Origin of the sequence: Aeromonas rivipollensis (assembly GCF_037811135.1) — a bacterium.
Taxonomy (GTDB): Bacteria; Pseudomonadota; Gammaproteobacteria; order Enterobacterales; family Aeromonadaceae; genus Aeromonas; species Aeromonas rivipollensis.
This window is the reverse complement of the sequence record NZ_CP149130.1, coordinates 699,395-715,536: the sequence shown is the minus strand read 5'-3', so window position 1 is coordinate 715,536 and position 16,142 is coordinate 699,395. Positions and strand designations below refer to the sequence as shown.

13 protein-coding genes and 1 pseudogene are annotated in these 16,142 nt (G+C 61.7%); 4 read left to right on the top strand and 10 right to left on the bottom strand.

Annotated features, from left to right (window positions below; translation table 11 throughout):
• Positions 1-132: 132 nt before the first annotated feature.
• The 3 genes from mazG to rlmD form a co-directional block, all read right to left on the bottom strand.
• Positions 133-930 (bottom strand): nucleoside triphosphate pyrophosphohydrolase, encoded by a 798-nt coding sequence (gene mazG, locus WIR04_RS03400; protein ID WP_338890480.1) that lies wholly within the window; start codon positions 928-930, stop codon positions 133-135.
• A gap of 63 nt (positions 931-993) precedes the next feature.
• The gene (gene relA / locus WIR04_RS03395) at positions 994-3,204 is read right to left on the bottom strand and encodes a GTP diphosphokinase (RefSeq protein ID WP_025328250.1); all 2,211 of its coding nucleotides are present in this window, start codon (positions 3,202-3,204) and stop codon (positions 994-996) included.
• 251 nt (positions 3,205-3,455) lie between these two features.
• Entirely contained in the window at positions 3,456-4,778 is a 1,323-nt protein-coding gene (rlmD, locus tag WIR04_RS03390; protein ID WP_338890477.1) for a 23S rRNA (uracil(1939)-C(5))-methyltransferase RlmD, read from the bottom strand.
• Positions 4,779-5,050: 272 nt separating this feature from the next.
• Here rlmD and barA point away from each other — a divergent pair, with 272 nt between their 5' ends.
• The 4 genes and pseudogenes from barA to WIR04_RS03370 form a co-directional block, all read left to right on the top strand.
• Entirely contained in the window at positions 5,051-7,771 is a 2,721-nt protein-coding gene (gene barA, locus WIR04_RS03385; RefSeq protein ID WP_338890475.1) for a two-component sensor histidine kinase BarA, read from the top strand.
• Between the two features lie 63 nt (positions 7,772-7,834).
• Positions 7,835-8,320: a DUF1456 family protein gene (locus WIR04_RS03380; protein ID WP_234690484.1), complete on the top strand. Its 486-nt coding sequence runs from the start codon at positions 7,835-7,837 to the stop codon at positions 8,318-8,320.
• 41 nt (positions 8,321-8,361) lie between these two features.
• Complete coding sequence (locus WIR04_RS03375; protein ID WP_338890473.1) at positions 8,362-9,276, top strand: N-acetylmuramoyl-L-alanine amidase; 915 nt, start codon at positions 8,362-8,364, stop codon at positions 9,274-9,276.
• 69 nt (positions 9,277-9,345) lie between these two features.
• Positions 9,346-9,447: pseudogene (locus WIR04_RS03370) on the top strand (N-acetylmuramoyl-L-alanine amidase); the annotation flags it as partial.
• A 69-nt stretch (positions 9,448-9,516) separates the two neighbouring features.
• Here WIR04_RS03370 and pdxJ read toward each other — a convergent pair.
• From pdxJ to WIR04_RS03335, 7 genes are all read right to left on the bottom strand, one after another.
• A complete protein-coding gene (gene pdxJ / locus WIR04_RS03365) occupies positions 9,517-10,254 on the bottom strand; it encodes a pyridoxine 5'-phosphate synthase (protein ID WP_338890471.1) in 738 nt (245 codons plus the stop codon).
• A gap of 84 nt (positions 10,255-10,338) precedes the next feature.
• Complete coding sequence (recO, locus tag WIR04_RS03360) at positions 10,339-11,049, bottom strand: DNA repair protein RecO (protein ID WP_307766582.1); 711 nt, start codon at positions 11,047-11,049, stop codon at positions 10,339-10,341.
• Positions 11,050-11,063: 14 nt separating this feature from the next.
• On the bottom strand, positions 11,064-11,969 hold the full coding sequence (era, locus tag WIR04_RS03355) for a GTPase Era (RefSeq protein WP_025328257.1): 906 nt from the start codon (positions 11,967-11,969) through the stop codon (positions 11,064-11,066).
• Positions 11,970-12,027: 58 nt separating this feature from the next.
• Positions 12,028-12,699 (bottom strand): ribonuclease III, encoded by a 672-nt coding sequence (gene rnc / locus WIR04_RS03350; protein ID WP_042648730.1) that lies wholly within the window; start codon positions 12,697-12,699, stop codon positions 12,028-12,030.
• Positions 12,700-13,623 (bottom strand): signal peptidase I, encoded by a 924-nt coding sequence (gene lepB, locus WIR04_RS03345; RefSeq protein ID WP_025328259.1) that lies wholly within the window; start codon positions 13,621-13,623, stop codon positions 12,700-12,702.
• A gap of 3 nt (positions 13,624-13,626) precedes the next feature.
• Positions 13,627-15,420, bottom strand: coding sequence for a translation elongation factor 4 (gene lepA / locus WIR04_RS03340; RefSeq protein ID WP_025328260.1), 1,794 nt, complete (start codon positions 15,418-15,420; stop codon positions 13,627-13,629).
• A gap of 170 nt (positions 15,421-15,590) precedes the next feature.
• Complete coding sequence (locus WIR04_RS03335) at positions 15,591-16,052, bottom strand: SoxR reducing system RseC family protein (RefSeq protein WP_307766584.1); 462 nt, start codon at positions 16,050-16,052, stop codon at positions 15,591-15,593.
• Between the last annotated feature and the right edge of the window lie 90 nt (positions 16,053-16,142).

Below are 16,142 nucleotides of genomic sequence, written 5' to 3'. Positions count from 1 at the left end.
GAAAGAAGTTTAGGGAATTTTAAGGGGTGCTTCGGGGATGAAGCAGGACGGGGAAACAGTATACCAAAACCCCCTCTCCCAAACAATGAACAAAAATCTATCAGGCTCGCCGCCCCCTCGTCTTGCGCCAAATCAACTTTGCTCGGTTTCCTTGGCCCGACCCCAGGCTGCATCCAGCTTCTCCAGGGTGCAATCGGTCATTTTCAGCCCTTCCGCGGCAATAAACTGCTCAACCTGACGAAAACGGCGTTCGAACTTGGCGTTGGCGCCCCGCAGCACCTGCTCAGGATCCTTGCCCAGATGGCGCACCAGATTGACGGTGGCAAACAGCAGATCGCCGAGCTCGTCGCTGACCCTCTCTTCGTCCACGTCGACCATCAGCGCCTCTTCCATCACCTCTTCGATCTCCTCGTGGATCTTGTCTACCACAGGGCCGAGGGTCTTCCAGTCGAAGCCGACGGTGGCGCAGCGCTTCTGGATCTTGGCGGCCCGGGTCAGGGCCGGCAGCGAGAGCGGGATGTCGTCCAGCACGCTCTCCCTGTCGAGGGCGGCCCGCTCCTTGGCCTTTTCAGCTTCCCAGTTCACCTTGACCGCCTGCTCGTCACCGAGGTCTGCATCGGAGAACACATGAGGATGACGGCGAATGAGTTTCTCGCTCACCGCATCGACGATATCGGCAAAATCGAACAGCCCCTGCTCCTTGCCAAGCTGGGCGTAGAAGACCACCTGGAACAGCAGATCCCCAAGCTCTCCCTTCAATCCGTCCCAATCCTGGGTCTCGATGGCATCGGCGACCTCGTAGGCCTCCTCCAGGGTGTGGGGCACTATGGTCTGGAAGCTCTGCTTGAGATCCCAGGGGCAACCCCCGTTCGGGTCGCGCAATTGGGCCATGATGTCGAGCAGTTGAGGCAAGTCGTAACGTGGGGACATAGACGGTTCACTTCATCAAAAGGGGTCAAAGAACAACCGGCCACTGGGGCCGGTCGGTTGATATCACAGGCGCTTGGCGCTGATCACGTCGTTGAGCTGGCTGAGCTTGGCCAAGGCCCGGTTGAAGGCGTTGATGTTGTAGATCTCCAGCTCCATGTCGATCTCGGCGGTCTGCTCGCGCACGTTGGAGCGCGAGCGCACCCCCATGACGTTGATCTTCTCGTTGGCCAGCACTGTAGTGATGTCCCGCAGCAGGCCGGATCTGTCGTTGGAGAGGATGCGGATGGTGAGACCATAACCGCCGGAGTAGTTCTCCCCCCAGACCGCATCGATCAGTCGCTCCGGATTGCGGCGAGAGAGCTCTTTCAGCTGTTCACAATCTTCCCGGTGAATGGAGACGCCACGGCCCATGGTGATGAAGCCCTGGATGGAGTCCCCCGGGATGGGCTGACAGCAGCGGGCAATGTGGGTCATCAGATTGCCGACCCCTTCCACGACGATGTGATCCTTGGCCTTGGGACGGAAGGGCGCATTGGCCTTCTGCTCCAGCTTCTCCAGCAGGCGGCGGTCTTCTTCCTCCGCCGTCGGCTTGTTGTAGCGGGTGTCGAGGTAGTTGAGCAGCTGGTTGATGCGGATATCGCCGCTGCCGATCCCGGCCAGCAGATCCTCCAGCTCCTCCGCATGGAAGCGTTCCAGTACCACCTTGTCCACCTTGGAGAGCGTCAGGTTGTGCCTGTCCAGCTCCTTCTCCAGCAGCTCCTTGCCGGCGGCAATGTTCTTGTCCCGGTCCAGCTTTCTGAACCAGGTCGCCACCTTGGCTCTCGCCCGGCTGGAGCGCAGGAAGCCCGCATTGGGGTTCATCCAGTCCCGGCTCGGGTTCGGCTCCTTCTGGGTGATCACCTCCACCTGATCACCTGTCTGCAGGGTGTAGGTAAAGGGCACTATGCGGCCATCTACCTTGGTCCCGATGCAGCGGTGGCCGATCATGCTGTGAACGTGATAGGCGAAATCGAGCGGGGTGGCCCCCGCTGGCAGGTCGATGACGTCCCCCTTGGGGGTGAACACATAGACTCTGTCCTCGAACACCTGACTGCGCAGGTCGTCCAGCAGGGAGCCGCTCTCGGAGAGATCCTCCTGCCAGGCGAGGAGCTTGCGCAGCCACTCGATCTTGTCTTCGAAGGTACTGGTCTTGGCGGCGGCCTGAGCCCCTTCCTTGTAGCGCCAGTGAGCCGCGACGCCGAGTTCGGCATCCTGATGCATCTGCTCGGTGCGGATCTGGATCTCCACCGTCTTCCCCTCCTCCCCCACCACCACAGTGTGGATGGACTGGTAGCCGTTGGGCTTGGGGTTGGCGACATAGTCGTCAAACTCGCGGGGAATATGGTGGAAATGGGTGTGGACTATGCCGAGCGCCGCATAGCAATCCTGCAGCCGCTTGGTGATCACCCGCACCGCGCGCACGTCGAACAACTCGTTGAATTCGAGGTGCTTCTTCTGCATCTTGCGCCAGATGCTGTAGATGTGTTTCGGACGGCCGTAGACTTCGGCCTCGACCCCGGCCTCCGCCAGCGCATCGCGCAGGGACTGCACGAACTCGCGGATGTAGCGCTCCCGATCGAGCCGTTTCTCGTCGAGCTGCTTGGCGATCTGCTTGTAGGTGTCCGGGTGCAGGTAACGGAAGGCGAGATCTTCGAGCTCCCACTTGAGCTGGCCTATGCCGAGGCGGTTGGCAAGGGGCGCATAGATGTTGGTGATCTCCTGGGCCATCAGCACCCGGGTCTCCTCATCCGCCAGCTTGGCCTCCCGCAGGCAGGCGATCCGCTCCGCCAGCTTGATGACGACAGCGCGCACATCCTCCACCATGGCGAGCAGCATGCGGCGCACGTTGTCCACCTGCTCCGGCGAGGTCTCGCTGCGGTGCAGGGTCTGCAGGGAGCGGATGGCCTCCATCTCCAGCACCCCTTCCACCAGCTTGGCGATCTTGGGGCCGAAGTCCTCGTTCACCTTCTCCTGCTTGATGAGACCGGCTTCGACGAAGGGATAGAGAATGGCCGACTTGAGGGTGGCGAGATCCATGCTGAGCATCAGCAGTATGCCCACCATCTCGACACCACGCACCAGCAGGCGGCTGGTGAGCGCCTCGTCGCCAAGCGTCAGACAATACTGGTAGACGGTTCGCAGTTGATTCTTGTCACTTTCACTTAAGGAGAGGGAGCTGACCCACTCCTCCAGAGTGAAATTGTCTTTCAAATGAATTTCGCGCACCGCAACCATGGTATCAATCCTTAAAATTGTGGGGCCGAAAGCCGATGCTTTCTGCCATCCCCTCATCAGCTGATGACTGCCTCAAATGGGGATGCGCGAAAGAGTTTTCAAGGCATGTTGCCGATCCCGGCAACAGGTTTCTCTCGCACATCAGGTCCATTTTTGCAGATCTAGATTACCCTAATCACCCCTGCTCAAACAGCGCTACCGGCATCGGAAGGCCGACAAAACGCAGCCCCGGCAATCTGAAAACAGCCTGCTCAATCCCGTTCAAACAGCGCCATGGACTCCAGATGGCCGGTGTGGGGGAACATGTCCAGCATCCCCAGGCGGGCCAGTCGATAACCCCCCTTCACCAGCACCTGGCTGTCCCGGGCCAGGGTGACAGGGTTACAGGAAACATAGACCACCCGCTTGGGCGAAAGTGCCGCCACGTGGCTCATGACTTCCAGCGCCCCGGGCCGGGCCGGATCCAGCAGCACCAGATCGAAGCCTTCCCGCGCCCAGGACATGCCGACTATGTCACCGCTCAAATCCGCCTTGTAGAAACGGGCGTTGTCGATGCCGTTGCGACGGGCATTCTCCTCGGCACGGGCCACCATGGCGAGCTCCCCCTCGACCCCCACCACTTCACGGGACTGACGGGCCAGCGGCAGGGTGAAGTTGCCGATGCCGCAGAAGAGATCCAGCACCTTGTCGTCCTTGGTCGCCCCCAGCCACGCCAGCGCCTGGGTCACCATGCTCTGGTTGATGGGGCCGTTGACCTGAATGAAGTCGCCAGGGGCGAATGCAAGAGACAGGCCATCAAGGGTGTAGCTCGGCTGAAATTGTTGGCGCAGGGGTTCGATGCGTTCATCCGCCGCCTGAAGGTAGAGGTCTATCCCCTGGGCCTCGGCAAACGCCACCAGCAGGGCGCGATCCGCCTCGTTGGGGCGACCTGTGTGGCGCAGCAGCATCATGATGCCCTGTTCGGCCTGGATGAGCTCCGCATGGCCCAGCTCGCGCTGGCTCTTCAAGCGATTGAGGCAGTCGCGCAGGGGCGTGATAAGGGCAGAGAGGGGATCGGCCAACACGGGGCAGCCCGCTACCTCCACCAGATCATTGGATTGACGGCGACGAAAACCCACCCTGGTGCAGCGACCGTTCTTGTCAAACTTGATGGCGAGACGGCAGACCCGGCGGTAGGCGCGGGACTCTCCCTTGAGCACGGGCTCGAGCGCCGGAGCCTTGATGTTGCCAAGGCGCTCGAACAGGCTGATCAGCCCGGCTTCCTTGACCGCCTGCTGATCCGCTTCGCCGAGGTGCTGGGCACTGCAACCGCCGCACTCGCGATAATGGGGGCAGAAGGGATCGATGCGATTGGCCGCCGGGGTCACTATCTGTTGCAGGGCGGCGTGGGCATAGTGCTTCTTGTCATCGACGATGCGAGCCTTGATCAGCTCACCGGGGAGTGCCCCTTCGACGAAGATGGCCTTGCCCTGATGACGGCCGACACCGACACAGTGGTGGTCCAGACTGTCTATCGTAAATTCAATACGTTGGGGCTGGGTGGATTTCTTTTGGGGCTTGAAAAACTGGGCCATAAAACTTGGTGCCTATAGGTGGCTATGTCATGATTGTGGAATCTGCAGCAGGCCATTGTCCCACAAGAATAATAGTATGACCAAATGCGGCCTGAAGGCCCGAGCTGCGGCCTCTGCCCCATTGCCCAATCTGACCATAAGTGGCCCATTGATATGACAGGATACGGCCTGAGCGCCCGTACGGTGACATCGACTGTATTGCCAGCCCTCCCCCTGCGCCCACAGGCCCCCCGGGCTATGGTCTTCATCATGTTTGCCGGCGGTTTATCAGCATGACCAAGTACGGCCTCAGAGCCCGTGTACTGGCATTTACCATATTGCCAACCCTGATCATCGGCGGCCTGATCGCCGGTTACTTCACCTTCCACCGCTACCATCAGCTGGAAAACAACCTGATCGATCAGGGCATCAACATCATAGAGCCCCTGGCCATCGCCAGTGAATACGGCATGACCCAGCACAGTCGCGAATCCCTCAAGCGGCTGATAGGGCTGACCCATCGCAAGAACTCCCCCTTCATCAAGTCCATCGCCGTCTTCACCCAGGACAACCAGCTGTTCGTCACCTCCAACTATCACAGGGACTTCAGCCAGCTGCGCCTGCCGGACGGCAGCGCCATCCCGGCGCTGACCAGCGTCACCTTCAACGGCGATGACATCATATTGCGCACCCCCATCCAGGCCGAGACCAGCCTGGACGGCTTCCCCCTGCCGAGCGACCTGGAGCCGCCTGTCATCGGCTACATCTCCATGCAGCTCGCCACCGACAGGGCCATAGTCCTGCAGTATCGCGACGCCTTCTTCGCGGTGATCATAGTGCTCATCGGTCTGGCCATCAGTACCCTGTTCGGCTTCCGTCTGGTCAAGAGCGTGACCCAGCCCATCACCGACATGGTGCAGGCGGTGCACCGAATCAGGGAGGGGCGCCTCGATACCCGGGTCAGCGGCCAGCTCACCGGCGAGCTGGACATGCTCAAAAACGGCATCAACGCCATGGCCAAGGCGCTCTCCGAATACCATGAGGAGATGCAGCAGAACATCGATCAGGCGACTTCGGATCTGCGAGAGACCCTGGAGCAGATAGAGATTCAAAACGTCGAGCTCGACATGGCCAAGAAGCGGGCGCAAGAGGCGGCCAGGGTCAAGTCCGAGTTCCTGGCCAACATGTCCCACGAGCTGCGCACCCCGCTCAACGGTGTCATCGGCTTCACCCGCCAGCTGCTCAAGACCAGCCTGACCCCGAGCCAGACCGACTACATGCAGACCATAGAGAAGTCGGCGCGCAACCTGCTCGGCATCATCAACGACATCCTCGACTTCTCCAAGCTGGAGGCGGGCAAGCTGCAGCTCGAGCATATACCGTTCAGCCTGAGGGACACCCTCAACGAGACCATGCACCTGCTGGGACCGAGTGCCCACGACAAGCAGCTCGAGCTCTCCTTGCAGGTGGATGCCGCCGTGCCGGACTACCTCACCGGCGACCCCATGCGCCTGCAACAGGTGCTGACCAACCTCACCGGCAACGCCATCAAGTTCACCGAACGCGGCAACGTCGATGTGCGCGTCGAGCAGACCGGGGCCCCCAACGGCAGCAAGGTACGACTGCGGGTCCTCATCCGGGATACCGGCATCGGCATCTCGGAAGAGCAGCAACGCCAGCTGTTCCAGGCCTTCAATCAGGCCGACTCGTCGATCTCCCGCCGCTATGGCGGCACCGGACTTGGCCTCGTCATCACCCAGAAACTGGTGCAGCAGATGGGAGGCCAGATCCGCTTCGAATCCGAACTTGGCAAGGGCTCCGTCTTCTCCTTCAACCTGGAGCTGGATGTCTCCCCCCTGCCCCAGACCGAGCGGCTGCCGCTGGACCGCATCCTGGGCAAGCGGGTCTGGCTGCTGGAGCCGGATCCCTTCACCCACGCCTCCCTGCTCGCCCTGCTGGCCGAATGGCAACTGGACGTGCAGTCCCTGACCATGGCCGACGACTGGCCGGAGATGGGCAGCCAGGACATGGTGATCATCGGCAGCAGCACACTGCACAGCCCGCAACAGGTGATCACCCGCCTCGATGGCCTCAGCGGGCAACAGAACACCATAGTGCTGCTCAGCAGCCACGAGCCGGCGCTCTATGACGCCATGCTGGCCCATGGCGCCGCCCACTGCCTCTCCAAGCCCATCAACCACCGCAAGCTGCTGCACGCCCTGCTCTCCCCCGAGGCGGCCAGGCGCACGCCGCTGCCCGCGCCGGCCCCCCACCGGGTACAGGCCGTCAAGGTGCTGGCGGTGGATGACAACGCCGCCAACCTCAAGCTCATCGCTGCCATGCTCAAGGAGATGGTGACCGAGGTGGTGGTGTGCAAGAACGGCAAGGAGGCGGTCAACCTGGCCCAGAGCCAGCCGTTCGACATCATCTTCATGGATATACAGATGCCCGTCATGGATGGCATCAGCGCCACCCAGGCGATCCGCCATCACTCCCTCAACACCGAGACCCCCATAGTCGCGGTCACCGCCCATGCCATACCGGGCGAGCGGGAGCGGCTGATCCGCCAGGGCATGGACGACTACCTGGCCAAGCCCATCGACGAGGGCATGCTGGCGCAGCTCATCACCGACTTCGCCCACAGGCGCCACCAGAACCAGGGGGATCAGCAGATAGACTGGACCCTGGCGATACGTCAGGCGGCGGGCAAGCCGGAACTCGCCAGGGAGATGCTGACCATGCTGCTGGCCAGCTTCGACGAGGTGGAGCCCATGCTGGACGAGGCGCTGTCCGGCGGGGTGGAGGATGCCGAGGTGCTGGCCCAGCTACATCGCCTCAACGGCGGCTGTGCCTACTCGGGGGTGCCCGGCCTGCAACGCCTGCTCTCCCAGCTCGAGCAGCAGCTGCGCGACGGCGTGCCGGTCAGCGAGCTCGAACCCGAGCTGCTGGAGCTGCAAGATGCCCTGGAGCAGGTGAGGCGGGAGGCCCCTCGCTACCTCTCCCTGGCCGAGTGAGGCGCTTTTTCTGACTGCGAGGCCCGCAGATGGTAAAATCGCGCCGTTTCCACAGGAGTCAACATGACCAACAACGATATTCTGCGCCGCCTGCGCTACGCCCTCACCATCAGCAACGATCAGATGGTCGAGATGTTTGCCAAGGGCAACCTGACTGTCACCCACGCCCAGCTCCACAGCTGGTTGCTGAAAGAGGCAGCGGAAGGGGAAGAGCAGGAAGCAGGCTATGCCGCCTGCCCGGACTCGGCCCTGAGCCAGTTCCTCGACGGCTTCATCGCCGTGCGTCGCGGTGTGCGGGAAAATGCCCCGCCCCAGGTGATCCCGAACCGGATCAACAACAACCTGATCCTGCGCAAGCTGCGCATCGGCCTCGACTACAAGGAAGAAGACATGCTGGGCACCCTCAAGCTCGCCAACTTCAACCTCTCCAAGTCCGAGCTGAGCGCCCTGTTCCGCGCCAAGGATCACAAGCACTACCAGGATTGCGGGGATCAGATCCTGCGCAACTTCCTCATCGGCCTCACCGCCAAGTACAGGTCAGAGCCATGAGCCCGCGCGCGCGCGTCACCCTCAGACAGCGCGCCTGAGCCATGGGCCAGCGCACCTGCCCCCCGTCATTCCGCCTGGGCGGCAGGCCGCGCTGGCCATCCCTTGTTTCCCCCTGGCCAGACAGATGCCGCACCATACTGCTGTCACTCTGCCTGCTGCTGGGGCTCGGCGCCTGCCAACCGGCGCCTTATCAGCTCTCTACCCGTCATATCAGTGCCAACCAGAATGAGCGCATCGCTTTTCTGATCCTCCACTACACCGACGAGGACGACGCCCGCTCCCTGCATCTGCTGACCGCATCAGATTACAAAGTAAGTGCCCACTACCTGATCCCCCGCGACACCGAGCAACGCCCGCTCCCCGTTTACCAGCTGGTGCCCGACAGCCAGCGTGCCTGGCACGCCGGTCGCAGCCGCTGGCATCAGTATGCCGGGCTCAACGCCAGCTCGCTGGGCATTGAGATAGTCAATCTGGGTTATCCCACGGAAGACGAATCCCTGCCCGCCCACCTGAGGCGCTGGCAACCCTATACTCGGGCACAGATCGCCGCCCTCGGCGCCCTCACCCGGGATCTGGTCGATCGTTATCGCATTCCCCCCACCCAGGTGCTGGCCCACAGCGACATAGCCCCCGAACGCAAGCAGGATCCCGGCCCCTACTTCCCCTGGCGCGAGCTGGCCCTGCACCATGGCGTCGGCGCCTGGCCAGACGAGGCCAGAGTGGCCGAGCTGCGCCAGACGCAGCTCCCCCTCTGGGATGCGCAGCAATGGCAACAACGACTCGCCCGCTACGGCTATGGGGTAGCGCCAAGCGGCGCCTGGGATGAGCAGAGCCGCGCCGCGATGCGCGCCTTCCAGCTTCATTTCAGACCCACTCTGGTCAGCGGGGAGCCGGATGCCGAGTGCCAGGCCATCCTCGAGGCCCTGCTGGAGCGTTACTTCCCCAAGCCGGGCTGATGCCGTCCTTAGGTTTCCGCTGAAGCAACGTGTTCCCAAGCCGGACCGAGATGCGCTCCCCTAGCTAACCAGCTCCATTTCCGACCCACCCTGGTCAGCGGGGAGCCGGATGCCGAGAGCCAGGCCATCCTTATGGCCCTGCTGGAGCGTTACTTCCCCGAGCCGGGCTGAGCCTCCTCCTCCGAAAACAACAAGGGACGCCGAGGCGTCCCTTGTCTGTGCGATGCAGACAGACCGGTATCAGATCCCCTGACGGGCTTCTTGCATCAGTGCCCGCATATCGCTGACCGCCTTGGCCAGACCGTCGAAGGCGGCACGGCCTATGATGGCATGGCCGATGTTGAGCTCATAGAGCTCGGGGATGGCGGCGATGGCCTTGACGTTGTGGTAGTGCAGACCGTGGCCGGCATTGACCTTCAAGCCCTTGCCAGCGGCATAGGAGGCACCGGCGGCGATGCGCTTGAACTCGGCGTTGCGCTCGGCATCGGTGGTGGCATCGGCGTAGCGGCCGGTGTGGATCTCGATAAAGGGGGCGCCGCTCTCGGCGGCCGCATCTATCTGGATGGGGTCGGCGTCGATAAAGAGCGACACCTGGGCACCGACGGCGGCGAGGCGGGTCACCGCATCGGTGATCTTGTCGAGCTGACCGGCCACATCCAGACCGCCCTCGGTGGTCACCTCGGTGCGCTTCTCCGGCACCAGGCAGACGAACTGGGGCTTGATGCGGCAGGCGATGCCGATCATCTCCTCGGTCACCGCCATCTCCAGGTTCATCCTGGTCTGGATGGTCTGGCGCAGTATTTCCACGTCGCGGTCGGTAATGTGGCGGCGATCTTCGCGCAGGTGCACTGTAATGCCATCGGCACCGGCCTGCTCGGCCACGAAGGCGGCCTGGACAGGATCGGGATACTGGGTGCCGCGGGCGTTGCGCAGAGTGGCGATATGGTCGATGTTCACACCCAGATAGATTTCACTCATTGAGGACTCCTTGAAACTCTTCATCTGTTGACTGCGCGGTCAGCGAATCACCCCGCGCCAATATCCATATGTCTGTAATCTGTGTCAGCCTTGCATGCTGGCTTTACGTTTTAAAAACAGCTCCCGGCTCTTTAACTGGCGCTTACCCAGATAGGGTTGCAGCGCCAGCCGGCTGAAACGCTTGGCCGCCTGCAGCAAGGGAGGGGTATCGAAGCACCCCTCGGCGAAGGCCAGCAGGTGGGCGCCGAGGAACAGGGTACGGGGATCCGGCGCCCGCTCGCAAGCGACAAAGCCAAGCTCCCGCTCGAAGCCGTAGAGCAGCTCGGGCTGGATCGGGGAGTCGTCGTCGGCGGCATATTCAAAATCCACCGCATAGCCAAGGGCCTGCAACAGCAGAAACTCGAAGCGGCGCAGGGGCAGCTCAGGTGTCTCGCCGTCCGCCAGCGCCATCAGGGCACGGGCATAGGCATCGAACACCTCGGGAAAGGGGGTATGGGCTTCGAGCAGGTAGTAGACCAGCTCGTTGAGATAGAGACCGTAGAAGAGGCGATCGCCACCGAGTCGCAGGGAGTGATCAGGGCATTCGACCTGGGCGAGGTTCTTGAGATCTCCCTTGCCACGCCAGCTCATGGTGAGCAGGGTGAAGGGTTGCAGCAGCCCCTTCAGAGGGGAGCGTGGCCCGCGGGAACCGCGAGCCACCAGAGTAAATCGGCCGCTATCCTGGGTGAAGACCTCGACCAGCTGGCTGGTCTCCCGATAGGGCCGACTGTGGATGACGAAAGCCGGACTCAGCAATCGCTCAGCGCCACTTAGTCATCACCATAGCCGAGACTCCGCAGGGCGCGCTCGTCATCGGCCCAGCCGGACTTGACCTTGACCCACAGCTCCAGGTGCACCTTGTTCTGGAACAGCCGCTCCATGTCGAGGCGCGCCTCGGTACCTATGGTCTTGATCTTCTCGCCCTTGTTGCCGATGACCATCTTCTTCTGGCCATCGCGCTCCACCAGGATGAGGCCGTGGATATGGTAGAGGCCGTTCTCTTCCACCTTGAAGCGCTCGATCTCCACCGTCACCGAGTAGGGCAACTCCTCGCCGGTGAAGCGCATCAGCTTCTCGCGGATGATCTCGGAGGCCATGAAGCGGGACGAACGGTCGGTCACGTAGTCTTCCGGGAAGAAGTGAACGTTCTCCGGCAGCAGCGCCTTGGACCACTCGCGGATCTTCTCCACGTTGGTGCCCTTCTCGGCGCTGATGGGCAGTATGTGGGAGAACTTCATCTGCTGGCCCAGCCACTCCAGGTGGGGCAGCAGGTCTTCCTTGTCCTTGACGTTGTCGATCTTGTTGACCGCCAGCACCACTGGGCAGTGAAGGTGGCGCAACTTGCCGAGCACCATCTCGTCGTCCTTGGTCCAGTGGGTACCGTCGACCATGAACACCACCATGGCCACATCCCCCAGGGAACTGGTGGCGGCACGGTTCATCAGGCGGTTGATGGCCCGCTTCTCTTCGATGTGCAGACCCGGGGTATCCACATAGATGGTCTGGTAGTTATCCTCGGTGTCGATCCCCAGGATCCGGTGACGGGTGGTCTGGGGCTTCTTCGAGGTGATGCTGACCTTCTGGCCAAGCAGCTTGTTGAGCAGGGTCGACTTGCCCACGTTGGGGCGGCCCACTATGGCGACAAAGCCGCAATAGGTAGTATCTGTATCCGTCATGACAGTTTTTCCAGTGCCTGTTGTGTTGAAAGACCGCGGCCTCTTGCATCAATAGCAGTCATGACAGTCTTTCCAGAGCTTGCTGCGCCGCGGCCTGTTCGGCCTTGCGGCGGCTGGTGCCGACCCCGACCAGCGGACCATCCAGGCCATCCACGTCACACTGGACGGTGAACTCCTGGTTGTGGGCTTCGCCCTTGACGTTGGTCACTGTGTAGGTCGGCAGGGATTTGCGGCTTCCCTGCAAAATTTCCTGCAGCCGGGTCTTGGGATCCTTCTGCTCTATGCCTGGTTTGATCTCGTCCAGGCGGCTGGCGTACCAGCCCAGCAACAGGGTCCGCACCCGCTCCAGATCGGTATCCAGATAGACGGCGCCGATCACCGCCTCGACAGTGTCGGCCAGGATAGACTCGCGGCGGAACCCGCCGCTTTTCAGCTCGCCGGGCCCCAGGATCAGGTGATCCCCGAGGTCGAACTCCCGGCCCAGTTCGGCCAGGGTCTTCTCCCGCACCAGGGTGGCACGCATCCTGCTGAGATCCCCTTCCGCCGCTTGCGGGAAGCGGTGGAAGAGGTCGTCGGCAATCACCAGACTCAGGATGGAGTCCCCCAGAAATTCCAGTCGCTCGTTGTGACGGGAACCGGCGCTGCGGTGGGTCAGCGCCCGGGTCAGCAGCTCTTGATCCTGAAAGACATGCCCGAGACGGGACTGCAGTCTGTTCATCTTGATATTCATTTACTTGATTCCGCCAATGCGGTTGAAGCGCACACCGGTCGGCACCCAGCTTGGCAAGCTGGATCCTTCCTCGCGCTCAAATTCGAAACTGATCCAGATGGCAACCGCCTTGCCCACCAGGTTCTGCTCGGGCACGAAGCCCCAGAAACGACTGTCGGTACTGTTGTCGCGGTTGTCACCCATCACGAAATAGTGGCCTTCCGGCACCACCCACTCATCCGGGTAGGTACCGGGCTGGCGATAGTAGCGATCCACCAGGTCCGGCATCAGGGGGTTGCGCAGGGTCTCGTGAGAAACGGTGCCCAGCTGCTCGGTGTAGCGATCCAGCGGGATCCCCATCTGGCTGAATTCCCCCCGTTGCTCGAACTTGACGTCGAGCTTCTTGAAGCCCGGGCACGTTTTCCCTTCCTGCTCCTCGCACTTGGGCCGGATCATCAGCTCCTTGTTGCGATAGATCACCCGATCGCCGGGCATGCCGACCACCCGCTTGATGTAGTCCACCCGGGTATCCAGCGGATACTTGAACACCACCACATCGCCACGCTCGGGAGAACCCGTCTCGAGGAACTTGGTGTTGGTCACAGGATCACGCAGGCCGTAGGCGAACTTCTCCACCAGGATGAAGTCGCCCACCAGCAGGGTGGGCATCATGGAACCAGACGGGATCTGGAACGGCTCGAAGATGAAGGAACGCAGGATCAGCACCAGCGCTATGACCGGGAAGACACCGCCGGTCTGCTCGATCCAGACCGGCATGGGAGCCACCCCGGCCAGCGTCTTCTCATCGATGTTCGGGCCGGCGTTGGCACGGGCGGCCGCAATCTTGGCCGCCCGTTGCTTGGACCAGACCAGCTTGTCGACTGTCCAGATGATGCCGGTCAGCAGAGTGACTATGGCCAGGATCAGGGAAAAGGTGCTTGCCATCTATTAATCCTTTCCGACGTGGAGAATGGCGAGGAAGGCCTCTTGCGGCACGTCGACACGGCCCAGGGACTTCATCCGCTTCTTGCCTTCTTTCTGCTTGTTCAGCAGCTTTTTCTTACGGCTCACGTCACCACCGTAGCACTTGGCGGTTACGTCCTTGCGCAGAGCCTTGACCGTGCTGCGGGCGATGATCTGGTTGCCGATGGACGCCTGAATGGCGATGTCGAACATCTGGCGCGGGATCAGCTCGCGCATCTTCTCCACCACCTGGCGACCGCGATACTGGGCGTTCTCCTTGTGGGTGATGATGGCCAGGGCATCGACGCGCTCACCGTTGATCATGATGTCCAGACGGACCATCTCGGAGGTTTCGAAGCGCTTGAAGCCGTAATCCAGGGAGGCGTAGCCGCGACTGGTGGACTTGAGGCGATCGAAGAAATCGAGCACCACTTCCGCCATCGGAATCTCGTAGGTCAGCGCCACCTGCTTGCCGTGATAGACCATGTTGGTCTGCACGCCACGCTTCTCGATACAGAGGGTGATCACGTTGCCCATGTACTCCTGCGGCAACAGTATGTTGCACTCGGCGATGGGCTCGCGCATCTCTTTGATGTTGTTGACCGGAGGCATGGCAGCCGGGCTGTCGATGTGGATGGTCTCGCCGTTGTTCAGCTCGATTTCATACACTACGGTCGGTGCCGTGGTGATGAGATCCAGATCGTATTCCCGCTCCAGACGCTCCTGGATGATCTCCATGTGCAGCATGCCGAGGAAGCCACAACGGAAGCCGAAGCCCAGTGCGGTGGAGCTTTCCGGCTCGAAGAACAGGGAGGCATCGTTCAGGGAGAGCTTGTCGAGGGCGTCACGGAACGACTCGTAGTCATCGCTGGAGATGGGGAACAGGCCAGCATAGACCTGCGGTTTCACCTTCTTGAAGCCGGCCAGCGCCTTGTCGGCACCGTTCTTGGCTTGCGTCAGGGTATCGCCCACAGGGGCGCCGTGGATGTCCTTGATGCCGCAGACGACCCAACCTACCTCGCCACAGCCCAGACCCATGGTATCCACTTGCTTCGGCGTGAAGATACCGATGCGATCCACGCCCCACACCTGACCGGTGCTCATCACCTTGATCTTGTCGTTCTTCTTGAGCGAACCGTTCTTGATCCGCACCAGGGAGACAACGCCCAGGTAGGAGTCGAACCAGGAGTCGATGATCAGCGCCTGCAGCGGGGCATCCGGGTCACCTTCCGGGGCCGGGATACGGGCCACTATCTCTTCCAGCACCAGATCGACACCCAGGCCGGTCTTGGCGGAGCAGCGCACCGCATCGACAGCGTCTATGCCGACGATGTCCTCGATCTCTTCCGCAACCCGCTCGGGTTCTGCGGCAGGCAGGTCGATCTTGTTCAGGATGGGCACCACTTCCAGCTCCATCTCCATGGCGGTGTAGCAGTTGGCCAGAGTCTGTGCCTCAACCCCCTGACCGGCATCCACCACCAGCAAAGCCCCTTCACAGGCCGCCAGGGAGCGAGAAACCTCGTAGGAGAAATCCACGTGGCCCGGGGTGTCGATAAAGTTCAGCTGATAGGTGTTACCGTCTTGTGCCTGGTAGTTCAGGGTCACACTCTGTGCTTTGATGGTAATGCCGCGCTCGCGCTCCAGATCCATGGAGTCAAGCACCTGAGCCTGCATCTCGCGGTCGGACAGGCCGCCACAAGTCTGGATCAGACGGTCCGACAGGGTCGATTTACCGTGGTCGATGTGCGCAATAATCGAAAAGTTACGAATGTGTTTCATCGAGCAAGAATCACTCAAAATTAAGTTAGGGTCGGATATGAGGGCAGGATTTTACTGGATAACCCGGTCGACGGCCAATCTTTAGTCGGCGGGCACCAGAAATAGCGCCTTGTCTGGCGGGCCCTCGGCACCAAAACGGCGGAGACGGGGCCAGAAAAGGGTAGCGCCGCTCAGGAGAGATGGCGGGTATTGAGTACCACACCGAGCATGCGGGGACCATATTCCCCTTGCTCGAGCCGGGCAGAAAAGTAACGAACCAGTAAAAATCCGACGGTGCCCCCCAGCAGGCAACTCAGGATGGTGACCCCCTCCCCCGCCGACAGCAGCGGCGCCAGCCAGAGTTGACCCAGGATGGCACCGAGCAGCAGGCAGAACAGCGGCAGCACATAGACCAGGGCGGCACCGCGCAGGATGCTCGCCTGGGGAATGCCGAGCCGGATCTGCTGGCCGACCAGAACCTCGGCGGTGAGTGCCACCCGCAGTCGCTGCGACTTCAGGGGAAAGGCCTTGGCGACTGTGCCGGTACCGCAGTTGGACTGCTGATGGCAGCCGCTGCAGGCGGAGCGCCGCTCGCACTCCACCCAGGCATAGGCCCCCTCGACGGCCACCACTGTTGCCAGCTCTTCGCTCATGTTACTCACAGGATGACTCCAGACGAACGGCTATGGATTTACCCGATCTCAGCACGGTCGTCCCGGTTCGGCAAGTGGCAGCATGCCGCC